Source organism: Arthrobacter sp. efr-133-TYG-120, assembly GCF_030209785.1.
Classification (GTDB): Bacteria; Actinomycetota; Actinomycetes; order Actinomycetales; family Micrococcaceae; genus Arthrobacter.
The window spans coordinates 25931-49597 of sequence record NZ_JARVRI010000035.1 but is presented as its reverse complement, the minus strand read 5'-3'; the positions used below and the strand labels follow the sequence as shown (position 1 = coordinate 49597).

Below are 23667 nucleotides of genomic sequence, written 5' to 3'. Positions count from 1 at the left end.
GGAGCAAAAGCATGAAAATCGCAATCGTAGGAGGCGGCCCCGGCGGCCTGTACTTCGCGGCCCTGATGAAGCAGCTCGACCCGTCACACGACATCACCCTTTGGGAACGCAACGCCGCCAGCGACACTTTCGGTTTCGGCGTCGTCTTTTCCGATGAGACGCTCGGCGGCATCGGCAACGCCGACCCCGTCGTGGCCGAGTACATGAGCCGTCGCTTCGCCCGCTGGTCCGACATCGACATCCACTTCGGCGGCGAAACGGTGACGGTGGGCGGCCAGGGCTTTGCGGCCATGAGCCGAAAGGAACTGCTGGAACTGCTTCAGCGCCGCTGCGCCGAACTCGGAGTCGACCTGCGTTTCCAGACCGTCGCGCCGCCCGTTGAAGAGCTTGAGGCCAGCCATGACCTGGTCCTCGCCGCAGATGGGATCAACTCCCAGATCCGCGCCAAATATGCGGACTCCTTCTCTCCAAGCCTGGACCCGCGGCCCAACAAGTTCATGTGGCTGGGCACAGACCAGGTATTCGAGGCATTCAAGTTCTTCGTCAAGGAAACCGAATGGGGAGTCATGCAGATCCATGGCTACCCGTACTCCGACGAAGGATCCACGTTCATTGTCGAAATGCACGAGGACGTGTGGCGGGCTGCCGGCTTCGACGAGACCGCAGCCGATGTCTTCCCGCCAGGCGTGTCCGACGAGAAGGCGATCAGCAAGATCCGTTCCATCTTCGCCGAGGAACTCGATGGCTACGAGGTCCTGTCCAACAACTCCAAGTGGATCAACTTCACCACCGTCCGCAATCAAAACTGGCGCCACGGCAACGTTGTGCTCCTCGGCGATGCCGCGCACACCGCACACTTCTCCATCGGCTCGGGCACGAAGCTCGCCATGGAGGACTCTCTGGCACTCGCCGCTTGCCTGCACGAGCACCCGGATGTGGAATCTGCACTCTCTGCCTATGAAACCGAGCGGCGTCCGGTTGTCGCCTCCACCCAGCGTGCAGCCCAGGCTTCGCTGGAATGGTTCGAGCGGATCGCCCAATACAAGGAGCAGGACCCGACGCAGTTCGCTTTCAACCTGCTCACGCGGAGCCGCCGCATCACCCAGGAGAACCTGCGCTTGCGCGACCCGGAATTCGCCGACGCCGTAGACCGCAACTTCGCCCAATCCCAAGGACTGGCGGAGACCGCCCCGGCCATGTTCCAACCGTTCCGGATCGGCGGACTCGAGCTCAAGAACCGCATCGTCGTGTCCCCCATGGACATGTACTCCGCAGTGGATGGCGTCCCCGGCGACTTCCACAAAGTCCACCTCGGCTCCAAGGCACTCGGCGGTGCCGGACTGGTCATGACCGAAATGGTGTGTGTTTCCGAGAGCGGGCGGATCACCCCCGGCTGCACCGGCCTGTACACGGACGGCCAGCGCGAGAGCTGGAAGGAAATCGTGGACTTCGTCCACGCTCGCTCGACAGCCAAGATCGGGGCCCAAATCGGACACTCCGGACGCAAGGGCTCCACCCGGCTGATGTGGGAAGGCATCGACGAACCGCTCGAATCCGGCAACTGGCAGGCCGTTGGCCCGTCGGCCCTGCCGTACGGTCCCGGCAACCAGACGCCCGTGGAACTCGACCTTGCAGGCATGAAAGCCATCAAAGCCCAGTTCGTGGAAGCTGCCCGTCGGGCCGATGAAGCAGGCTTCGACCTCCTCGAGCTCCACGCCGCGCACGGCTACCTGCTCTCCTCCTTCCTTTCGCCGGTGTCCAATCTCCGGAAGGACGAATACGGCGGTAGCGTGCAGAACCGGCTGCGGTTCCCCTTGGAAGTGTTCGACGCCGTCCGCGCGGCTTGGCCTGCCAGCAAGCCTGTGACGGTACGCATCTCCGCGACGGACTGGATCGAAGGCGGCAACACCTCGGACGACTCGCTCGACATCGCGCGGGCATTCGTGGCCCACGGCGCCGCGGGGATCGACGTCTCCACCGGCCAGGTCGCCAAGGAAGAACAACCGGCTTTCGGCCGCAGCTACCAGACTCCTTTCGCCGACCGCATCCGGCAGGAAGTTGCCGCGCCGGCGGGAGCAGCCGTCATCGCCGTCGGGGCCATCTCCAGCTACGACGACGTCAACTCCATCCTCCTTGCAGGACGGGCAGACCTCGTGGCGCTTGGCCGGACGCACCTGTTCGACCCCCAGTGGACACTCCACGCCGCAGCCGAGCAGGAATACCAGGGCCCCGGAGCGCAGTGGGTGCCTCAGTTCCGGGCGGGCCGGCGGAAACCGCCGAGCTCCCGCACGGATGCGGTGCGCCCCCGCCTGTCCCTCTTGAAAGAGCCGGAATCCGACGCCGGCAACACGCACCTACGCTGGACCCCGCAGTCTGTCTCCGCCCCCGCGCTGGCCAACTAGGCTGGACCCCATGGCTATCATCCATCAAGCAACCCTGCGTCCCAGCAAACTGGAGCTCATCGAAAGGTATTTGCGCGTCCAGCCGTGGTTTACCAAGGATGGCTCCGCGCCGCCCGAGCTGCTCGGTGCGTACCGCTTCGATGATCCGGACGGCGAAGTCGGCCTCGAAACCCACTTGGTCTCCCACGGCGGCAAGGTCTACCAGGTTCCCCTGAGCTACCGGGGTTCGGAATTGCCCCGTGCGGAGCACTCGCTGCTCGGCACCATGGAACACTCCGTGTTGGGCACGAGGTGGGTGTACGACGCCTGCACCGATCCCGTCTACGTCGCTGCCCTGGCCACCGCCATCCTCACTGGGCAGCGGGAAGCCGAACAGTTCGTGGACATGGACGGCGTGCTGGAGCCAAGGGCGAGTTCCGTCGAGGCCAAGGGCAGTGGAACCCCCGGCAGCGAAGTCCCCGCTCTGAGTCCCGCAGCGCCGATCACCGAAGGCGGCGTTACCAGCATCGACGCCGGTGAACTCACCGTCCAGGTGAACCGCGTCCTGGATCTGGGGATCCAGGATTCGGAAGATTCGGCTGCCCTTCGGGGCACGTGGGCCGGGCAGGAGGCGCCGGTGCTACTGGCGTCCCTCTCGCGGCCCTAGAGGACTACTCCCCCGGTCGCGGTCTCCACACCACAACTGCCTGGGACCGCGCCCGGGGGCGCTGCCCGCGGGCCAGGCTGACGACGTCGCCGGCTGCTCCCGCCGCGAAAACGCGGGCCTCCATGGGGCTCCGCCGCCGCTGCAGTTCCTCGCTCAACTCGGCCACGCGGAATTGCAGCGCGACCACCTGGTTTTCGAGCTCAAGGATGCGCTTGATGCCCTCAAGGGACACGCCTTCGTGGGAGAGCCGCTGGACCTCGCGCAAGCGGTCGATGTCGCGTTGGGAGTAACGCCGGGACTTGCCCGGCGCACGGCTCGGCGACACGATCCCGAGGCGGTCGTACTGGCGCAGGGTCTGCGGGTGCATGTCAGCCAGTTCGGCCGCGACGGAGATGACGAAGATCGGCTGGTTGATGTCGATGCCCATGCCTACGTCCCCTCCCATGTCTTCTACCGCTACAAGCGGGCCTTGGCGGCCAGGTCGTGGCGAGGATCGGCGTCGGCCGTGGCCGCGGCGAACGCCTTGACAGCTTCCTCGGCCTGTTTGTTGAGGTTCTGCGGGACGGAGACGTCGATCGTCACCAGCAGGTCTCCGGTGCCCTTCGAGGTCTTGACGCCTCGGCCTTTGACCCGGAGCGTCCGCCCGGAAGGCGTGCCGGCCGGGACGCGGACGGTGACAGTGTCGCCGTCAAGCGTCGGCACGTGGATGTTGGAACCCAAGGCCGCCTCGGCGAAGGTGACCGGCACATGGATCCGGATGTTGTCGCCGTCGCGGTTGAAGAAATCGTGGGGCTTGACGTTCACCGTGATGATGAGGTCCCCGTTTCCGGCTGCGCCCGGGTTGCCCTTGCCACGCTGGCGGACCTTCTGGCCGTCCCTGATGCCCGCGGGAATCTTCACGTCGATGACGTTGCCGTTGCTTTCGCGGAGGCTCACCGTGGTGCCATGAATGGAGCCTGCAAAGGAAATCGAGGTGGACGCCGTGCGGTCGCTGCCCTTTTGCGGGGCCCGCTGGAAACCGGTCTGTCCACCGCCGAAGCCACCGCCGAAGAGGTCAGCGAACTCGGGCGGGATGCCCCCGGCACCGGCAGGCTGGCGTCCGCCGCCGAAAAGCCCGCCGAACAGGTCCTCGAAGCCGCCATTGGCCGGGCCGCCGCGAGCTGCGCCCGGGGCGAAGCGTGCCCCGCCCATGGCGCGAATGGCATCGTACTGTTGGCGCTCCTCGGCATCCGAGAGCACCGAATAGGCCTCCGAGATGTCCTTGAACTTCTTCTCCGCAGCAGCATCCCCGGAATTGGTATCCGGATGGTACTTCCGCGCAAGCTTGCGGTACGCCTTCTTGATGTCAGCGTCAGAGGCGTCCTTGGCGACACCAAGGATGGCGTAAAAATCCTTCTCAACCCAGTCCTGGCTGGCCAAGGGCGTTTCCTTTCGATCTGTTCTTGCCGAGCTCTCCGCGATACATGGGCCCCCGCCCCTCCGCCGGGTGGCCAAGGATCTTCGATCCTCAGCCACCCGGCTCCGATAGGCCCGATGCCACTCCCGGGGCCCATGTATCGCTGCGAGCTTGTGGTCAACTCACCTTAGGCGAGAAAACCGCTTGAGCCGTAGCGGATGAGGGGGCCCGGGAGTGGCATCGGGCCTGCCGGAGCGTGGCGGCTTGGGTCCGTAAGGACCAAGCCGCCACGCGAAGGGGCGGGGCCCCCTCATCCGCGAAGGCGCGGTGAGGCGGTAACTCCGTCTAAGCCGGCACAGCCACGATCACTTGGGCCGCGCGCAGCACTCGGCCGCCCGAGCGGTAGCCGGAGCGCAGCACTTGGCTGACGGTGTCAACTTCGATGTCCTCGCCCGGCTGCTGGATGAGTGCTTCGTGGATCGTGGGGTCGAATTCGACTCCGGTTTCCGCGATGCGCTCCAGGCCGTACGTCTTCAGCGCGTTCTCCAGCTTGGCGGCGATCGCGGCGAACGGGCCGTCCGCGAGGTCGCCGTGCTGGCGGGCGGCGTCGACGTCGTCGAGCACCGGCAGCAGGGCGTTCAGGACGCCGATGACGGCCATTTCCCCTGCGACGGCGCGGTCGCGTTCGACGCGCTTGCGGTAGTTGACGTACTCGGCCTGCAGGCGCAAGAGGTCGTTGCGGAGTTCCGCGGCCTCTGCTTCCGCAGCGGCGCCGGGGGCTACCGACTCTTCAGCCGGGACCTCCATGCCGTTGAGGATTTCCTCAGCCTGGGACAGGGCGTCGCCCTCGGCAGCGGCGTTGGATTCAGCTGCCGATCCTTGGGTGTGGCGAGCGGCCCCGGTCTCGGGGTCAACCTTGCGGTTGTCCCGAATGACCGGCTTGTGCTGCTCGTTGCCCTCGTTGTTGGAAGGTGAGTGCTCTGCGTCGTTGCCGTGGTGAGGCATGCTTACTTCTTTTCGTCTTCGTCGATGATCTCGGCGTCGACGATGTCCTCGTCTGCCGTGGCGCCGGCGTGGGCGCCTTCAGCACCTGCGGCGCTGCTTGCGCCATCCGGGGAACCGGCCTGCGAGTAGATCGCTTCGCCCAGCTTCGACTGCGAGTGCTGCAGCTTCTCGAAAGCAGTCTTCACTGCTGCGTCGTCGGTGCCTTCGAGGGCCTTCTTGAGGGCGTCGACGTCGGCCTTGACCTCGGTCTTGACCTCTTCCGGCAGCTTCTCGTCGTTTTCGGCGATGAGCTTGTCTACGGAGTAGGCGAGCTGCTCGGCAGTGTTGCGGGTGTCGGTAGCTTCGCGGCGGGCCTTGTCCTCGGCTGCGTGTTCCTCGGCTTCACGGACCATGCGGTCGATGTCTTCCTTGGAGAGCGCGGTGCCGCCGGTGATGGTCATCGACTGCTCCTTGCCGGTGCCCTTGTCCTTGGCGGAGACGTGGACGATGCCGTTGGCGTCGATGTCGAAGGTGACCTCGACCTGGGGGACGCCGCGCGGTGCCGGAGCGATGCCGGTCAGTTCGAACGTGCCCAGCGGCTTGTTGTCGCGGGTGAATTCACGCTCGCCCTGGAAGACCTGGATGGCCACGGACGGCTGGTTGTCGTCCGCGGTGGTGAAGGTCTCGGAACGCTTGGTGGGGATGGCCGTGTTGCGCTCGATCAGGTGCGTCATGACGCCGCCCTTGGTTTCGATACCGAGGGAGAGCGGGGTGACGTCGATCAGGAGGACGTCCTTGCGCTCGCCCTTCAGCACACCGGCCTGGAGGGCTGCGCCAACGGCGACAACTTCGTCCGGGTTGACGCCCTTGTTGGGCTCCTTGCCACCGGCGAGTTCCTTGACGAGGTCGTAGACGGCAGGCATACGGGTGGAACCGCCCACGAGCACGATGTGGTCGATTTCGGAGAGCTTGATGCCGGTCTCGGCGATGACGTCGTGGAACGGCTTCTTGGTGCGCTCGAGCAGGTCCTTGGTGAGGTCCTGGAACTTGGCGCGGGTCAGCTGCTCGTCCAGGTGGACCGGGCCGTCGGGGGTGACGGACAGGTACTGGAGGGACACGTTGGTGCTGGTGGAGGAAGAGAGTTCCTTCTTGGCCTGCTCCGAAGCCTCGCGCAGACGCTGGAGGGCGATCTTGTCCTTGGAAAGGTCGATGCCCTTGATCTTGAGCTGGTTCAGCAGGTAGTCAACAACGCGCTGGTCCCAGTCGTCGCCGCCGAGGCGGTTGTCACCGGCCGTGGCGCGGACCTGGATGGTGGAGAAGCCGTCTTCGTCCTTGCCGACTTCCAGCAGGGAGACGTCGAACGTTCCGCCGCCGAGGTCGAAGACCAGGATGAGTTCGTCTTCCTTGCCCTTGTCCAGGCCGTAGGCAAGTGCCGCGGCGGTGGGCTCGTTGACAATGCGGAGGACGTTCATGCCGGCGATTTCGCCGGCTTCCTTGGTGGCCTGGCGCTCGGCGTCGTTGAAGTAGGCCGGGACGGTGATGACAGCGTCGGTGACCTTTTCGCCGAGGTAGCTCTCGGCGTCGTTCTTCAGCTTCATGAGGATACGCGCGGAGATTTCCTGCGGCGTGTACTTCTTGTCGTCAATGGCGACGGACCAATCGGTACCCATGTGGCGCTTCACGGAAGCGATGGTGCGGTCGATGTTGTTGACGGCCTGGCGCTTGGCGATTTCGCCAACCAGGACTTCGCCGGACTTGGAGAATGCAACGACCGACGGCGTGGTGCGGCCACCTTCGGCGTTGGCGATGACGGTGGGCTCGCCACCTTCGAGAACAGAGACGACGGAGTTAGTGGTTCCGAGGTCGATACCTACAGCGCGTGACATATGTTGCTTCCTTTCAATGAAACCGGGTTGAGCGTTCTGCACTCAACTGTACTCAGGCCTCATTCAATGTCAATCCAAAGTTGAGTCGAGTACGCTCAACTCTGCTCACCGGAAGCCAAAAGACCACGGAAACTCGGGGATTTACGCCCGATTTCGCCGTGGGAGAACGCGTGCAGCGTCAGGCGGCATCGGCCTGTACACCCACGCCACCAGCACCACGGAGATGATCATCAGGAGGAACCACGAGACGAGCTTGTCCGGGGACACCAAGTGCCAGCCGTCCAGTTGGCTCGGATACAACCAGGCGTGCGACCAGGTGGCGATGTTCTCGGCAATCCAGATAAAGAGCGCCACCAGCAGGAACGAGACGACCAGCGGCATCCGGAATCGACGCCGGAACACCCGGAAGTGCATGACGCACCGGCCATAGATCACGACGACGGCGGCCAGCAGGACCCAGCGCGCATCAACGATGAAGTGGTGCGAAAAGAAGTTCACATAGATGGCCGCAGCCAGGACCGCAGTGATCCAACGCCGCGGATACCTCGCGAAGCGCAGATCGAAAACCCGGTAAACCCGCACCATGTACGAGCCGACCGCTGCGTACATGAAGCCGCTGAAGAGCGGAACGGCGCCGACCCGCAGGACACCTTCGGCTTCATAGGACCACGAGCCGACGTCGGTCTTGAACAACTCCATGACCGTTCCCACCAAGTGGAAGAGCACGATCACCCTGAGCTCGCGCAAGGTTTCCAGCCTCGCGGCCACCATGAGGATTTGGATCACGACGGCGGCGATCGTCAGGAAATCGTTCCGCGCGAGGCCGGCGTTGGCCGGATACCAGAGGTGAGCTGCGAAAATGACGGCAAGGAGCGAGGCGCCGAAGACGCACGCCCACGCCTGTTTGAGGCCGAAGACCGTGAACTCAGTGAGCCTGGATCGCAGTCCTTGGGCCGGGGCACTTCCCAGGAAGCGGCTCGCGCTCCCGTCGATAAGTTCCTCCACCGCGGTGAGCTCACGCATGGGCGCCTATTTGCCAGGGCCCGGCTCGCCCGGTCCGAGCCGGCCAAGATAGTAGTTTTTCGGCCAATGCCTGATTTTTTCCGGCAGCCTGGGATAAGCCGCCGCCAAGAGCCAAATGGTGCCATCGAAGCTGCGTTGATGGCGGGCCTTCCACGGAAGTCCGAATCCCGCGCGAAGATGCTCCGGCAGCAAGCCCGCAGTCACCAGCCGGACCAACGGCATGCTCAAGCGCATCAAGAACGGCCCGCTCACGGGGTGCAGGAGTTCGTGTGCCACCCTCAAAGCGGCTGCATCCGGCTCGAGGTTCCGTAAGGATTCGTCCCAATAGCGCGCGAAGGCCGGGCGGTCGGCAGGCCAGAGCTCGGCGGGCAGCTGCAACGCTGTCCCGATCCGCGCGTACTCGCGGTAGATACGATCGGCCGTGTCGTCGTCGAGGGCTCCATGGACCTTTTCGTAAACGGTGACGGCGGTGTCGTAGAGGGTCGCAACCACCCAGAGCTGGGATTGCGCGTCGAAGGCGTTGTACCCCGCGGTGGAATCGTCCGCGGCCCGGCGAACCGGCGCGTGGGCACGATTCACGGCCCGGCGCACGGCGGCCAGTTGCTCTTCCGTGCCATAGACCACGGCGTAGACGTACGTCATGGTGGCACGCAGCCGGTCCAGCGGCCGTTCGGCGAAATTGCTGTGCTCGGCGACGCCGTGACCGACCGCGGGATTGGCAATCTGCATCAGGATGGCGCGGCCTGCCCCGGCGAGCAAGACGCCCTCCGCACCGATGTCAGCAAGTCCACGGGCCATGCAGTTACTGTACCTTCGCGACTACAGCCCCACGACCCCCCGCAGCACCTCGAGCTGGTGCTCAAACAGCTCGTCGCGCGCGGCAAAGGTGTCGGCGCCGTATTGGCCGAACACCTCGAAGCTGACCGCCCCAAAGACCGACGTCCACACCAGCACGCCCCTCGCCAACGCAGGTTCTGGAACGGCCACGCCCAGTTCGGCCCGGATAGCCGCGAGGTCCGCGGCAAGGGCAGGAGGAACGACGACGGCGGGCGCCACTTCGGCGGCCAAGGCGCCTGCGCGGTAGGCGGCGTCGAAGATCCCCACCATCCGGTAGATCACCCGCGTTCCGGGTTCCGTGGTGCGCTCTGCGGGCGCTTGGTATCCGGGAACCGGACTGCCGAACAGGAGGGCATACCGTGCCGGCTCGCGCAGTGCCCACTGGCGAACGGCCCGCCCGAGCGCCAGGAATCTGCCGCAGTAGTCGTCCTCCGGGAGGGCGTCGACGGCGGTGTCCACTTCGTCGCCCAACTCACCGTAAGCGTCAATCAGCAGGAGGGTCAGGAGTTCGTCGCGGCTCTCCACATAGCGGTACACGGCAGAGGACACCACGCCGAGATCGCGTGCGACCGCCCTCAGGGACAATCCCGCTGCGCCGTGCAAGGCAAGGTGCCGGCGACCCAGCCGGATGATGTCCGCCACGGTCTGGGCCCGGGCCCGCTCGCGGGGCGTCGAGTGCTTGGCCGCTGCGGCGGAAGGGAGGTCCATGCATCCAGCATGCCACAAAGGAGAGCACTGACAACAAATGTGAGCAGTGCTCTTGACAGGCAATTCGAATGGGTTCATCCTGAATTCAGAGAGCACTGCTCTCGAAATAGAGCTTCACCCGAGAAATGGATCCCCAACCAGAGAGTGAGCAACACCATGTACGTCGTCACAGGAGCAGGCCCCGTCGGATGGACCATTGCCGAGCAACTCGCGGACCACGGAGAACAGGTGCGCGTCCTGACCCGCTCAGGCAGCGGCCCGGACCACCCGCTGGTCGAAAAGCTCCGGGTGGACGTCTCGGATCCGGGCAAGTTGGCGCAAGCCTTCGACGGCGCCACGGCCGTCTTCCACTGCATCCACGGTTCTGCCTACCGGGCCAAAGCCTGGGCGGCCGAGCTTCCTGGAGCAGAGCAAGTGGTGATGGACGCCGCGGGGGCAGCGGGCGCCGTCGTCGTCTTCCCTGAGAGCCTCTACTCCTACAGCGAGCCGGACAAGACCATCACCGAAAGCAGCCCGCGCGAGGCGACCGGCGGGAAGCGCGGGATCCGCTCTGCCCTGCTGAAGGCCCGCCAAGCCCACCCGGCGAATACCGTCAGCGTGGTGGCGGGCGATTTCTTCGGGCCGCGGGCCCGCATGGCGCATGCCGGCGAGCGCATGGTGCCCCTGGTCCTCAAGGGCAAGACGGTCCAGGTTCTCGGAAGCGCCGGGCAGCCGCACTCTTTCACGTACGTCCCGGATCTTGCCGCAGCCATGATCGCCGCAGCGCAAAAGCCCGAACTCTGGAACTCGGTACTGCACGCCCCCACGGGTCCGGCAATGACGATGCGGGAAATTGCCGCAAACTTCGCACGCTCGGCCGGCGTTCCCGAAGCGAAGCTGAGTGTGGTTCCGGGCTGGCTGCTCCGAACCCTCGGCCTGTTTTCCACCGACATGAGGGAGCTGGCCGAAATGCTGTACCAGTTCGAGCGGCCGTTCGTCATGGACTCCACAGCAAGCCACGCCAAGCTCGGTCTGGAACCGACGCCGCTTGCGGACGCGATGGCGACGACCGTGGCCTGGTGGCGGGATCAGGAAGCCGTGGCTGCCCACTGACCCGCTTTCGACGCCGGATCGCGAGCCAAGCGGCCCGGCCACCAAATCCGCCCGCCAATGTCGTAAGCCAGGGCAGGCACCAACAGCGAGCGCACGATCGTGGTGTCGAGCAGCACCCCGAACGCCACGATAAAGGAGATCTGCGCAAGGAAGAGGATCGGAATAACCCCAAGCGCGGCAAAGGTTGCGGCAAGAACCACTCCGGCCGAGGTAATCACCCCGCCGGTGGCGCCGAGCCCCTTCAAGATACCGGCCCGGGTTCCGTTGAGCGTCGACTCTTCCCGGACGCGGGTCATGAGGAAGATGTTGTAGTCAACGCCGAGGGCCACGAGGAAGACAAAACCGAAGAGCGGAACCGAGGCATCCGCTCCAGGGAATCCAAACACGTGGTTGAACACCCAGGCCGAGACGCCCAACGCGGCCGCATAGGACAGCACCACAGTCCCGATCAGCAATAGCGGCGCCAGGACGGAGCGCAGCAGTGCCATGAGCACCAACAGGATGACGGCCAAAACGATCGGGATGATGCGCCACAAATCAGATTGCGCGCTCGCATTGGTGTCCGCGGCTGTGGCTGTGGTTCCTCCCACCAGGGTTCCTGGGGCCTTTTCATGGAGCTTCTGCCGGAGCGTGGCGATGGTCTGTTCGGCCTTCGCCGAGTCGGCTTCCGAAGACAAGGTGGCATTGATCAACACCCGGCCGTCCCGCACCAAGGGGGCTGGTTCCGTCGCAGCTTTCGCGAGCGGGCGGACGCCGGAATCCGGTTGGGCCGAAACCACCGATGCATCCGAGATGCCTTCCTGGGCCTTGACTTCCGCAAGTACCGCGACTGCCGCCTTTTCGTCGGCCACAACCACCACCGGGCTTCCTGCACCGGCGGGATAGTGCCGGCCCAGGGCCGATTGGCCGTCCACTGCCTCGGATTTGCTCAGGATGAGTGCCGACTGCGGAACTCCGCTGGCTTGGAGCTGGAGCAGGCCCAGCGCGCAGACCACCAAAACGGCGGCTGCGCCCAGCCAAACGGCCCTGGGCCGCTTGGCGATGATGCCAGCCAGAAGCCTCCAGACCCGTGGAATGTCGGAGTTTGCCGAGCCTGCGACCCCGGCGAATCCGGCGCTCGGTCCGGCGCTCGCGGCCGGGTCCGTCCTCGGCGCACGCGGCCAAAATGCGGACTTGCCGAGCAAGCCGAGGGCCGCAGGAAGCAGCGTCAGGCTGGCCACCATTGAAAAGACGATTCCGATTGCGCCGATAGGCCCCAATCCGCGGTTTGAATTCAGTTCCGAGAAGAGCAGGCAAAGCAACGCCAAGGCGACCGTTGTCCCGGATGCCAGGATGGCGCCAAAACTCCCCTTGTATGCGCGTCCCACAGCCGACCATTTGTTCGACGCCTGACCCAGGGCCTCACGGTAACGGGCCACAAAGAGGAGGGCATAGTCGGTGGCTGAGCCGACTACCAGGATGGACAGGATCCCCTGGCTTTGTCCCGTCAATTGGATCGCGCCCGCCTTCGCCAAGGCAAAGACCACCAGGATGGAGCCGCAAAGCGCGAAGACGGCGGTAAGCAACACCACAAAGGGCAGCACCACGGATCGGTAGACGGCCAGCAGGATGACCAAAACGGCCCCCAGCGCAGCGAAGAGCAATATCCCGTCGATCCCGCCAAAGGCGTTGACCAAGTCGGCAAGGAAGCCCGCCGGTCCCGTCACGTAGGTGGTTGTTCCAGCGGGAAGCCCTGCCCCCACTGCATACCCCGCCGCCTTCTCGCGAAGCGCTTGGATGCTCCCCTTGACCCCGTTTCCTTCTTCCACCGGGACGATGAACTGCGCAGCTTTGCCGTCCGTGGACGGAATCGGCCCGACCGTCGACGTCGAATGGCTGACCCCGACGGCGGCGGACAGTTGGGTGCCGAGGGGCGCCAATCCGGCCAGTTGAGCGGGTGAAAGTTTCTCAGGAGACTCGATCAGCACCACTGCGGGAACGCTGCCGCTGGAAGTGAACTTGCTTTGCCATTCCCGGGCTTCGGTGGATTCGGCGCTCGCTGGCAGGAAGGATGCTTGGTCGTTGCTGGATACCTCGCTGAGCTTCCCAAAGGTCGGGCCGCCGATTCCGCCGATCGCCATCCACGCCACCAGCGATAGCACTGCCCCCGCCAACCACCACCGCGAACTGCTGCGTCGCCCGGTTCCAATCCGTTTGTCCATCATGCCCGCACCCTCCGTAATTACTTCCATGGCAAAATATATCTATCATGGAGATAATTGGTCAATGACATCTCGGTGGGATAATTTGAGGCTGAAGGAGGCCTCATGGATGACAATCAGCACGTCCGGTCCGCAGCCGTACTCCTTGGGCTACTCCAGCAGTTCACGCTCGAGACGGAGCGGTATGTGGAGGCCGTCAGCAACCGCCACCACCTCCATCGGACGGACCTGAATGCCTTGGCAGCCATGGTGGCTGCCGCACGGGAGGGCAAGACGATGACTCCCGGAGCGCTCAGGGCGGCACTCAACCTGAGTTCGCCGGCTACAACAGCCCTTGTGGACAGGCTCGACCGGGCAGGCCACTTGGCACGACGCCGCAGCGAGAAGGACCGCCGTCAGGTTCATCTGGAGATGACCGATTCCGCGCGTGCCACCGGCAGCGAATTGTTTTCCCCCCTGGCGAGCGCCATCGCCCCGGTCATCGACGCGCTTTCGCCGGAAGAACTCCACGTAGTGATGGCTTTCATGCAAGGGGTCATCGAAGCCACCATGACTGCCCGGAACGATGTCACGCCAAACCAGGAACCATCGAATGGAGTTACGCCTGTGATCCCAGTGACTCGCAGGCCACTGCGGGAGTAACCTATAGCACATCGGCTGTGCTGGACCACTTTGTGGGACTGGGGTGTCACCGTGGGTGTTGTGAGATCGTCGTTGACCGAGCTCCTCGGGATACTTTCCGACGCCGTTTCGCCCGAGCGTGTCCGCTTCGACGACGGCTCCGAACCACCTTCCGGTCAACCAAGCGATGCCGCTGTCACCGTCCACACCGTCGCCTTGAATCGGGTGGGCCGCTCCCGGCGTGAAGGCCCACTGCTGGACCTCGAGCTCAAAGTTGCCGTGGAATGCCACGGCCCCACGCAACTGGACAACATGGAGAAACTCCTGCTGACCCTCGAGCAAAACACCCAGTACTCGGTGGTCTCCAGTGGCGAGTTCCAGCCGGACGAATACGATTCCGGCATCCGCCAAGGCCTCGGTTTCCTGATCCGCGTCCCGGTGGGGATACGGCTCGACGAGCCTTTCGGACCGCCTGTCACTGAACCCCTCATCGCGTCCACCACAGTGGCCCGCCGGATCCACGGCCGGCTGGTCGACGTCCACAACAAGGGCATCCCGGATGCCTACATCCGCCCGCATTCGTCCGCCGCCGCCGTCGTGAGCGATCCCACCGGCCATTTCGAGGTCCTGGCCTCGGCAGACGAACTCCAGCACTTTGTCGTGGCAGTCCGCGGCACTGAACGTGAAGTCTCAGCAGACACGAGCAGCCTGCCGGTCATCATCCGGTGGGAGTGAAAGGGAGCACACCATGGCGAATTACCAGGCGCCGGGAGTGTATGTACAGGAAGTGCCCAGCGGTGCACGCTCGATCGGACAGGTCAGCACCAGCATTGCCGGCTTCGTAGGAGTGTCCCCGGATCCCTTGGCGTATCCGGATGAAGCAAGGGTCTTGGACAACTGGACCCAGTTCGTGGACCAATACGTTGGCAAGTCCACGCAGGGGACACCCCTGTCCAACGCTGTCTTCGGATTCTTCGCCAACGGCGGCAGCCGCTGCTACGTGGTCAACATCGGTACCGGCGGCAGTCTCACAGGCACGGCCGCAAAGCCCAGCGGAGTGACCCTGTTCGAAGCGATCGACGACATCTCCATGGTGGCCGCCCCCGGATACAGCGACGCCGAAGCGTACGCGGCGCTGCAGGCCCACGTGGAGCATCCCTTGCGGCAAGACCGCATGGCGATCATGGACACTCCGGAGAAAGTGGACGACGTCGGAGCCCTCACCCGGGCGGCTACTTCCGGCGTGCCGGACGCACCGAAGTCGAGCGACGGCGACTCCGATGACGGCAAGTCCGACGACAAAGCCGACAACACAAAGACGGCGCGGGCGACTGGCGAGGACGCGATCGGAGCGCCCCAATCCCCCGGCGGCTACACCGCGCTGTACTTTCCGTGGATCGTCATGACGGATCCGGTGTCCGGCAAGAAGGTGACCCAACCGCCGTCGGGCCATGTTGCCGGGGTGTGGGCTCGCGTGGACGCAACGCGCGGGGTCCACAAGGCCCCCGCGAACGAACCCATCCAAGGCGCGCTGGACCTGGTCCGGCGGGTCAGCCGCGGCGAACAGGAAGTACTGAACCCGGCGGGAGTGAACTGCATCCGCTATTTCCCGGGAGAAGGCATACGCATCTGGGGCGCCCGGACCAAGGCACCCGAGGCAAGCGAATACCGCTACGTCAACGTCCGCAGGCTGACCAACATGATCAAGGAATCCGTGGCCGACGGAACGCGCTGGGTGGTCTTTGAACCCAACGACCACACCTTGTGGAAGTCCATTCGACGCGACATCGGTGCATTCCTGACCAACGTCTGGCGGGACGGGGCACTGTTGGGCACTACTCCCCAACAGGCCTTCTTTGTGAAATGCGATGAAGAAACCAACCCGCCCGAAGTCCGCGATGCGGGGCAGGTTGTCACCTTGATCGGCATCGCACCCGTCAAACCCGCCGAGTTCGTGATCTTCAAGCTCATGCAGTCGGCGGACAACACGAGCGAGACAGAGAGCGCAGGAGCCTGAAATGAGCACGCAGCCAAGCACGCCGGCCCCTGCTGCCCAACCCGGGAACGTCGTGGACCCCTACCGCGCCTACAACTTCAAATTGGTCATCCAGGGCGTGGTCCAGGGACACTTCACCAAGGTTGAAGGGCTTGGGCTTAAGATCGACCGCATCTTGTACCGCTCCGGCGGCGAGAACAGCACGGTCCGGGTCATCCCCGGCCAGGTCGAGTACACCCCGGTGACCCTCCGCTATGGGCTGACCGACTCCACCGAAATGCTCCAATGGCTGTTCAAGGCCGTCGATGGGCATGTGGAGCGGCGCAACGTCTCCATCGCCATGCTCAACGACGCCGGCTCGGTGGAGGTCCGCCGCTGGAACTTGCTGGGCGCCTGGCCATGCGACTGGTTCGGGGCCCCATTGGATGCCCTCGGCAAGGACCTGGCCATCGAATCCCTCAGCATCGCGTACGACCGCTTGGAGCTCGACGATGCCCGCGCTCCCGTGGCTTGATGGGAGGCGGCCCCGGGACCTGTGGCGTCACGCGGCGGCGCGGCGGCTGCGGGAACTCGCGGAAAGGCTCGAACGGCCGCTGCAACCTGACGGCGGTGCCGGGGCTGCCGTTGTTGAAACAGGGCGCGAGGTTGGGACTGGGCGGGAGGTTGAGACTGAGCGCCCGACGCCGGTACGAAGACTGGACATTTCCGGCGCGCCGGAGCATTGGGTCCGGTTACTGCGCGACGCCGGTCTCGTCGCCACCCCACCCAACCCTCGCTCAGATATACCCCCCGCCAGCCCCAACCCTCGCTCACATATACCCCCAACCAACCCCAACGCTCGCGCAGATATATCCCCCTCCGACCCCAACGCTCGCTCAGATCCCGGCGAGTCCCGCCCCGATATCGTCAGCGGGACCGGCGCCGCAAGCCCGCCCCGGAGTAGCTCCCCGGGGCCCGTGCCCCGTATGCTCCCCCGCTTGATGCTCGGCTCGCGACTGCAGAGACCCACATCCACGGGCTCCCTGCCGGACCGTGCCGCCGGAAGCGCGGCCAGCATTTCCTGGCCACACCTCGCGCCGCCGGCAATCCCCGTAGACGAGGCAACCATCGATGCCCCAGCAGCCCCCGCGGTGGAGGCCGTATCCCCACACGCTCCGCAGGCAGTGCGCCCGGTGCTGAGACTTCGTGGAATCCCGCTGGTCATCGCCACGGACCGGCCCGCCACTCGACAAGTGGTTTTTGAACAAGCAGTCCCAACTCAGGCAGCCTTTGAACAAGCTGCGCAACGCCAGGAAGCCCCCACACGCTCCAACAAGACCAGCCCGCCTCATGCCAGCCCGCCAATCGCAACTCCGCCTAACCCAATCACGGCTCAGCCGGCCACAATGCCACAGCTCCAGCCGCCAGATGCGGCGCGCGCCGTCGTCGTCCGCCCAGACCACCCGCGCCCGGAGCACCCGAACGCAGAACGCCAAGGCCACCCGAGCACAACAACCGAACGCAATCCGGCGTCGCCGCTCACTGGAAACTGGCCGGAATTGCGCACACGCCCGGCGGCGCAGCCCGCCGCGGAAAGAGCAGCAACCGAAGCGTTGGCCCGCGCCGCTCGTCTGAGCAACGAACAGTTGGCGGTCTGACATGGAACGCGTCGCATTCCTGATCGAGGACACGGGGGAGCACCTTGGGTGCCTGCTCAATCCGGAAACCGTAGTCATGTCGCGAACCGCGGGCGTGGAGCCACGGCGCTCGGCGGGCGGCAAGCTGACCGGAACGGGGCTCGCGGACGATCCTTTGCTCTTCACGGGAGGTGGCCACACCGAGCTTCGCCTGGATCTCCTGTTCGACGTCGACCTCGCGCCGGCGTCGCTCCATGTCCAGGACGTGCGGCAGATGACGCGGCCCATCTGGGCGCTCGCCGAGAACTCGGCCGAAGTCGAGAGGCAACGCCGGCCCCCGTCGGTCCGGTTCGTGTGGGGTCGCGCATGGAACGTGCCCGGGATCGTGACCGAAGTCGCGGAGCGTTTCGACCGATTTTCGCCGGATGGCTCCCCCTTGCGCTCGTGGATGCGCATGGTATTCGTACGGGTAGGGCAGAGCGCCGACGAGGAAGGCGGCGAGAACTACGAGCTCGCCCAGCGGCTGCCGGCGGTTGACCTGACGGCGCCGCCCGTGGATACGCTCGCGGTGGGCGGCGACGGCAGCACGGACAGGGATGCAAATGCGCCCGACGGCGGCGAGCCGGTTCCGGAGGTTCCGCCCGGCGAGCTGGGGCGCCTCAGCCTGGCCGCCTTTGGCACGCCGATGCTGTGGAAGTTGTTGCTCGAGTACAACAACATCGACGACCCCGCCCACTTCAACGGTCCCCTCGCTGTTCCCCCGGTTGGCGAGGCGCCATGAGGCAGCTTCAGGGCCTGCCGGAACTCATCGTCACCCTCGGGCGGCGCCGCCTCTCCGCGGCCGAAACGGCGGCGATCATCTCCGTGCAGGTCCTCAGTTCATTGGCAAGGCCGGTCCAGTGCCTCATCAGCTGGCGCCCGGGACCTGGGCGCTCGGCGACAGCGCGCGGCGGAGTGGATCCCGCGCCGGGGGATGCGCTGCGCGTGGAACTCGGTGGCCAGCGCACTCCGCTTTTCGTGGGCGAAGTGACCGTGGTGGAACACAGCTACGGCGCAGATCTTTCGCAGGAAGTCCGCGTCCGTGCCTACGACGCCCTGCACCGGTTGAGGAAACGCCAGTTCACCCGGCTGCACAGCGACGTCGACCTTGCCGGGTTAGCCCGCACGCTCACGGAGGGCACGGGCCTGCAAGTGGTGGGCGGCGCGGCACGGTTGGGCGAGGTGTATCAATGTGCCCGCTCGGACTTGAGCCTGTTGGTGGAACAGAGCGCCCGGGTGGGTGCGTATCCGGTGGTGGATGGCGATGCCCTGAGGCTGGGCGATTTGTCCGGCGAAGGCGAACCCATCGAGCTGGAACTTGGCAGCAGCCTGCATTCGGCCGAGGTGGAACTGAGCCAGGAGCCGGCGTATCTCGGGGCCAAGTCCACGGGCTGGCGGTCCGACGACGCCTCCGTGCAAGAAGCCTCCGCCAGTACCAGCGACGCGAAGGCCGACGTCTCCGCAGACCCTGCGCTCCCGAGCGTCGGCGCGGGCGGAGATCTCCTGCGCGACAATGAGGCCCTCGCATCCCCATCCGCAGCCCACGGCTTGGCCCAGGCGGAGCTCGACGTCCGGATGGCCGGGCAAGTCACCGCCGTTTTCGTCGCCGACGGCGATCCGCGCCTCCGGGCGGGGCGTCGGGTTCGCGTGCGCGGACTCGCGACGTCGCTCGAAGGCACCTACGCGATTGCCACCGCCACCCACCGGCTGGACGGCACCGGATACGAAACCACCATCACCACACGACCCCCGGAACCCCCGACCGCACGGCGTCCCGACGTCTTCACCCTGGGCACAGTGCTGGATGTGGACGATCCGGAGGGCCGCGGCCGGGCACGCGTTCGGCTCCCTGCGTATCCGCCGCTTGAATCGGCTTGGGCGCCGGTCCTCACAATGGGAGCTGGAGTAGGGAAAGGCCTCGTCGTGGCGCCCGCCCCGGAGGACACGGTGCTCGTCCTGTTGCCTGCCACGGATCCGGCGCAGGCCATCATTCTGGGCGGGCTCTACGGCCGCGAACAGACCCCGGACAAGAGCGTGAACACTCCCCGGGACAGCCGGTACACCTTCCGGAGCGCTGACGGGCAGCAGATAGTGCTCGACGGCGGCAGCCGCACCATCAGTTTCACGAACGGCCACGGCTCAACGGTGGAAATCGGGCCGGAAAAGCTGCGGATCACCTCGGCTACGGACCTGGTCCTGGAGGCACCGGGCAAGGCCATGAAGATCCGGGCAAAGACCGTCGATTTCGAGGAGGCGTGATGCCGAAGCTCCTCATCAAGGAGGCCATCTTGCGCTGCGGGCACGACGGCAAAGTGGAAAACGTCCCTTCCCAGCAGTGGGTCCGCGTTGCCGGCTCGCCGGTTTTGGTAGACGACGATCCCCAAGGACGCGACATCAGCATGTGCCCGAACGTGGGTCTCAACATCAAGCCCTGCAACAAGACACTGCCGGTGATCAAGGGATACTCGGGCTTTGTCCGGATCGGCGGCAATAAGGTTTGCCTGGACACTGTGGAGGGCTACACGGACGGCACCCCGCCGGGTGCCGTCAAGTACACGGTCCGGCGGCCGGGCCAGGAATTCGTGGCGGCGGGATCATGAGAGGCGGCGAATGGTGAGCGTCCCCAGGTACAAGTCGGTGGCCTTCGTGCACCCGGATTTCGATGCCGCCACCGGCCTTCCCGGCTTGCGGCTGACGCCCGACGGACGGCTCGCCACCGTCACGGACGCAGCTTCGGTGCGTCAGGCCCTCCTCCTGCTGCTGAGTACGAGGCCCGGCGAGCGCGTCAACCGCCCCACCTACGGCTGCCATCTGTTCCGGCTCGCTTTCGCCCCGGCGGATGACACCACGGCAGGCCTGGCTATCCATTACGTTGCCCGGGCCGTGGAGCAATGGGAGCCCCGGATCACCGTCCTGGCCTTGGATGCCTCCCGCTCCCCCGAAAGCCCTGAAGTGCTGGAGGTCCGGTTGCGGTACCGGGTCCGTTCCACCCAGCTCGAGGACCAGCTCGCCATCGCCCTGCCCGTCGCCTCCGGAGGTGCGGCATGAGTATCCCCGTCCCGAATCTCGATGACCGCAGCTTCGCGGACTTAGTGGCCGGCGCCCGCGAGCGCATCCAGCAGATCGCCCCGGAGTGGACGGACCTCTCCGTCCACGATCCCGGCATCACCATCCTCGAGGCATTCGCCTACCTCACGGACACCCTGATGTACCGGCTCAATAGGGTGCCGGAAAAACTGTATGCCGTCTACTTGAACCTGCTCGGCACCAGCCTGTACCCGCCGAGCACAGCCGAAACCATCCTCGAATTCACGCGAACGTCGGCGGGAAGCGCTACCGACGGCCAGGACATCCGCATCCCTCGCGGCACCCAGGTCAGCTGCCCACCAGGCGTGCCCGGCGCGCCGCAACCGGTATTCACGACGACGACGGCGGCCGTCCTCGCAGCGGGCCAGTCCAGCGTGCAGGTCCCGGCAGCCGATGTCACCTTGTACGACGCCGTCCCGATCGGCGTCGGAACCGGCCGCCCGGGCCAGAGCTTCGTCATCCCGAACGCGCCGATCGTCTCCGGGGCAGGCCTGTCCATCGCCGTCGAAGTCCCCGCGGGCACTCAGCTGAGCAGCGGCGAAGCTGTCCTGGTGGACGGCAAGCCTTTCCGGTTTTGCCGCGAAGTTGAGGCTTTCGCGGACGCGGGACCGGACGAGGCGCCCGTCCGGATCGACCGCAGTGCCGGCGTCGTGATGTTCGCATGGTGGGACGATGAGTCCGTTGCGCGGACAGCAGTCGTTCCGGGTCCGGGTGCCGGGGTGCGCGCCTGGTACCGCGGCGGCGGCGGCCAGCGCGGCAATGTCGGGGCGGGCCAGTTGACGATCATGCGGACCCCGATCCCGGGGCTGAAGGTCAGCAACCCGGAACCCGCCACGGGAGGCCGCGACGGCGAATCGCTGGAGAATGCGCTCCGCCGGGCTCCGCAGGATTTCCAGGCCCGGGACAGGGCCGTCACAGTGCGGGACTACGAGGTCCTGGCCATGCGCCATGGCGGCGTCGCGCGGGCCCGCGCATTCACCCGCCGGGACATCTGGGCGTTCGCCAAACCGGGCGAGGTGGAGGTGGTGCTGGTGCCGTTCGTGCCGGGTGTTTCCGAAGAAGGCACAGCCGCTCCGGTTCCCGTGCGCGCCGCCGAGTTGACCGCCCAGGCCCGTGAAAGCGTCCGGCTCGAGGTGGAGCAATACCTGCGCCGCCGATCCACGGTCGGGGCGGAGCCCGTGGTCCGCTGGGGCCTCTACAAACAAGTGCTGGTGGACGCGAGGATCGTGGTGCGCCCCGATGAGGACGCCGATGCCGTGAAGTCCAGGATCGTGGGCCGGCTCGCACAAGGCATCAGCCCGCTCAGCCCGGGCTCGTCCAACTACGGTTCGGGCTTCGGCAAGCCGTTGCGCGTCTCCAACCTCTACCGTGCCATGGAGGAAGCCGAACCCGGAGTCCAGTACGTGGACCGCGTACGGCTCGAAGTGGACAAGGTTCCGGACACCGATGCCTTGGGGCTGGTTCAGGCTCAAGGACAGGACAACACCTGGTTCGTGGCGCAGGACAGCACGCTTTTCCGCACCACCAATGCTGGCGACGGTTGGGAGGCATGCGCCGAGTTCGTCTCGGAGGCGGCCAGCGAAACGGTGAAGTCCATCGCGCCTTTCCGTTCTCCGGCGCCGGGCCGCTTCGGCGCCGGTGGTTTTGAACCCGGCGGTTTCGGTCCCGGACAGCATCCCGGCATGGTGGCCGTCAGCACCGTGACCCCCGCGGGCTCGCGCATCTACGTCAGCGATGACCTCGGCGAATCGTGGCGGCGGGCGGCGGAACTTGGATTCGTCGTCGCGGATTTGTGCTGGGTGGACCGGCAAGGAGTTCCGGTTCTGCTGCTCGCCGGCGAGCATGGCCTCTACGAACTGCCGATGGGCGAGGGCGCCATTCCGGTCCAGAACGTCGTGGATTCCACCCAACCGGACCGCGGCTTCTACGCGGTGGACGCCTTGGTGGACGTGCGCGGCCGCACCGGTGTGGTGGTAGCCGCGGAGGCCTCCGCGGGCGTCTGGCTTTCCCCCGAGGCCGGGGCCGCCGGCAGCTTCAAGCAGATCAGGGCGGCGGGCGAGGACATCCGCTGCATGACTATTCAGTACGACGGCGGCGCGAGCTACGTCTGGCTCGGCCGTTCCGTACCCGAAGGTACAGGGACGGGCTGCGTGCGACTGAAATTCGATGAGCTGACCCGCACCCAGTTCGACGCCGCTCTCATGGCGTCGTGGGAACAATTCAGCGCGGGCTGGACCGGTGGAAGCTGTTGGGGCGTGCATGTGACGGGCAATGCCGCGTACGCCGCCACGCAAAGCGGCGGCGTGTTGCGCCTTCAGCTCGGCCAGGCTTCTGCTCAGTGGAGCGTGCCCGATGTGAACTGCGGGCTGCCCCTGCGGGACCGTACCCGTTTCGAGCCGGTCCGCGCTGTGTCCGGCGTAGTGCGCGACGACGGTTTGCCGCTTGCGTTCGCGGCTGGCCCCAAGGGGATCTACCGGAGCACTGACAACGCCCTGTCCTGGGCGAGCTGTACGCGGCGGATGGTTGACGACGTCGTGACGCTTCCCGAGACGTGGCTGTTCTCCTCGGGCGAGCACCGGATCGAAGTGGTGCATGGCAATGGTTGAGCCCGTACCCCGTAACTCTCCTCTGCTGAAGGTCCTGCCCGAGATCTTCCAGGTGGCGGCGGAAACCAGTACCCCATTGCAGGCCCTGATCGCCGTGGCCGAGGACATGCACGGGCCCGTCCGGGATGTCTTGGACCGCATCCACACCGTTCCCGATCCAGGCCGCTCGCCGTCGTCGTTCATTCCTTTCCTGTCGCGGTGGGTGGACCTTGACTGGTTGACCCTGCGAAGCCCGGAGTCCGTGGACTCCGCGGCGGCAGGAGTCCCTGTGGCCCGCCAGCGGGACCTGATCGCGTGCGCGGCCTCGTTGTCCGCACGTCGGGGCACCGTGGACGGTCTCACCCGCTTCCTGCAGCTGGCCACCGGGGTCCCGGGGTTCGACGTCGAATCCGTCCCGGGCGAGTTCCACATTAAGGTTCTGGTCCCCGCGGCCGCCGCTGGGCAAGTGGAGCTGGTCCGCAGGATCGTGAAGGGCATCAAGCCCGCCCACGTGACGGACGAGATCGAGGTGGTGGGCACATGAACGG

The 23667-nt window shown here is 65.8% G+C and carries 21 protein-coding genes; 13 read left to right on the top strand and 8 right to left on the bottom strand.

The window, feature by feature from the left end:
* Positions 1-11: 11 nt before the first annotated feature.
* Positions 12-2402: a bifunctional salicylyl-CoA 5-hydroxylase/oxidoreductase gene (locus QRN51_RS18590; protein WP_284991287.1), complete on the top strand. Its 2391-nt coding sequence runs from the start codon at positions 12-14 to the stop codon at positions 2400-2402.
* A gap of 10 nt (positions 2403-2412) precedes the next feature.
* Complete coding sequence (locus QRN51_RS18585) at positions 2413-3048, top strand: CG0192-related protein (RefSeq protein WP_284991286.1); 636 nt, start codon at positions 2413-2415, stop codon at positions 3046-3048.
* 4 nt (positions 3049-3052) lie between these two features.
* On the opposite strand, the gene QRN51_RS18580 is transcribed toward QRN51_RS18585, so the two are convergent.
* From QRN51_RS18580 to QRN51_RS18550, 7 genes are all read right to left on the bottom strand, one after another.
* On the bottom strand, positions 3053-3475 hold the full coding sequence (locus tag QRN51_RS18580) for a heat shock protein transcriptional repressor HspR (protein ID WP_284991311.1): 423 nt from the start codon (positions 3473-3475) through the stop codon (positions 3053-3055).
* Positions 3476-3504: 29 nt separating this feature from the next.
* A complete protein-coding gene (locus QRN51_RS18575; protein ID WP_284991285.1) occupies positions 3505-4467 on the bottom strand; it encodes a DnaJ C-terminal domain-containing protein in 963 nt (320 codons plus the stop codon).
* 322 nt (positions 4468-4789) lie between these two features.
* Positions 4790-5449 (bottom strand): nucleotide exchange factor GrpE, encoded by a 660-nt coding sequence (locus QRN51_RS18570; RefSeq protein ID WP_284991284.1) that lies wholly within the window; start codon positions 5447-5449, stop codon positions 4790-4792.
* Between the two features lie 2 nt (positions 5450-5451).
* Positions 5452-7314 (bottom strand): molecular chaperone DnaK, encoded by a 1863-nt coding sequence (dnaK, locus tag QRN51_RS18565; RefSeq protein ID WP_284991283.1) that lies wholly within the window; start codon positions 7312-7314, stop codon positions 5452-5454.
* A 141-nt stretch (positions 7315-7455) separates the two neighbouring features.
* Positions 7456-8337 (bottom strand): DUF817 domain-containing protein, encoded by an 882-nt coding sequence (locus QRN51_RS18560; RefSeq protein WP_284991282.1) that lies wholly within the window; start codon positions 8335-8337, stop codon positions 7456-7458.
* 6 nt (positions 8338-8343) lie between these two features.
* Positions 8344-9135, bottom strand: coding sequence for an oxygenase MpaB family protein (locus QRN51_RS18555; protein WP_284991280.1), 792 nt, complete (start codon positions 9133-9135; stop codon positions 8344-8346).
* 21 nt (positions 9136-9156) lie between these two features.
* Entirely contained in the window at positions 9157-9882 is a 726-nt protein-coding gene (locus QRN51_RS18550; protein ID WP_284991278.1) for a TetR/AcrR family transcriptional regulator, read from the bottom strand.
* 156 nt (positions 9883-10038) lie between these two features.
* Between QRN51_RS18550 and QRN51_RS18545 the strand changes: the two genes are divergently transcribed.
* The gene (locus QRN51_RS18545) at positions 10039-10974 is read left to right on the top strand and encodes an NAD-dependent epimerase/dehydratase family protein (RefSeq protein WP_284991310.1); all 936 of its coding nucleotides are present in this window, start codon (positions 10039-10041) and stop codon (positions 10972-10974) included.
* Here QRN51_RS18545 and QRN51_RS18540 read toward each other — a convergent pair.
* Positions 10950-13175: an MMPL family transporter gene (locus tag QRN51_RS18540; RefSeq protein WP_284991308.1), complete on the bottom strand. Its 2226-nt coding sequence runs from the start codon at positions 13173-13175 to the stop codon at positions 10950-10952. The two genes, QRN51_RS18545 and QRN51_RS18540, sit on opposite strands and share 25 nt — an antisense overlap.
* Before the next feature lie 105 nt (positions 13176-13280).
* Here QRN51_RS18540 and QRN51_RS18535 point away from each other — a divergent pair, with 105 nt between their 5' ends.
* From QRN51_RS18535 to QRN51_RS18490, 10 genes are all read left to right on the top strand, one after another.
* On the top strand, positions 13281-13817 hold the full coding sequence (locus QRN51_RS18535; RefSeq protein WP_059389882.1) for a MarR family winged helix-turn-helix transcriptional regulator: 537 nt from the start codon (positions 13281-13283) through the stop codon (positions 13815-13817).
* Positions 13818-13868: 51 nt separating this feature from the next.
* Entirely contained in the window at positions 13869-14531 is a 663-nt protein-coding gene (locus QRN51_RS18530) for a hypothetical protein (RefSeq protein ID WP_059389883.1), read from the top strand.
* A gap of 13 nt (positions 14532-14544) precedes the next feature.
* Positions 14545-15813, top strand: coding sequence for a phage tail sheath family protein (locus QRN51_RS18525; protein ID WP_284991276.1), 1269 nt, complete (start codon positions 14545-14547; stop codon positions 15811-15813).
* 1 nt (position 15814) lies between these two features.
* Positions 15815-16306: a phage tail protein gene (locus QRN51_RS18520; RefSeq protein WP_268020181.1), complete on the top strand. Its 492-nt coding sequence runs from the start codon at positions 15815-15817 to the stop codon at positions 16304-16306.
* 1124 nt (positions 16307-17430) lie between these two features.
* Complete coding sequence (locus tag QRN51_RS18515; protein WP_284991275.1) at positions 17431-18189, top strand: CIS tube protein; 759 nt, start codon at positions 17431-17433, stop codon at positions 18187-18189.
* A complete protein-coding gene (locus QRN51_RS18510; protein ID WP_284991274.1) occupies positions 18186-19706 on the top strand; it encodes a phage baseplate assembly protein V in 1521 nt (506 codons plus the stop codon). Before QRN51_RS18515 ends, QRN51_RS18510 begins: the two co-directional genes overlap by 4 nt.
* Positions 19706-20047 carry a hypothetical protein gene (locus QRN51_RS18505; protein WP_059389879.1) on the top strand — a complete coding sequence of 114 codons (342 nt, stop codon included), beginning with the start codon at positions 19706-19708 and terminating at the stop codon, positions 20045-20047. Before QRN51_RS18510 ends, QRN51_RS18505 begins: the two co-directional genes overlap by 1 nt.
* Before the next feature lie 10 nt (positions 20048-20057).
* A complete protein-coding gene (locus QRN51_RS18500) occupies positions 20058-20495 on the top strand; it encodes a GPW/gp25 family protein (RefSeq protein WP_113990730.1) in 438 nt (145 codons plus the stop codon).
* Positions 20492-23140 carry a baseplate J/gp47 family protein gene (locus QRN51_RS18495; protein ID WP_284991273.1) on the top strand — a complete coding sequence of 883 codons (2649 nt, stop codon included), beginning with the start codon at positions 20492-20494 and terminating at the stop codon, positions 23138-23140. Before QRN51_RS18500 ends, QRN51_RS18495 begins: the two co-directional genes overlap by 4 nt.
* Positions 23133-23663 carry a phage tail protein gene (locus tag QRN51_RS18490; protein ID WP_284991272.1) on the top strand — a complete coding sequence of 177 codons (531 nt, stop codon included), beginning with the start codon at positions 23133-23135 and terminating at the stop codon, positions 23661-23663. Before QRN51_RS18495 ends, QRN51_RS18490 begins: the two co-directional genes overlap by 8 nt.
* The last annotated feature ends 4 nt before the right edge of the window (positions 23664-23667 follow it).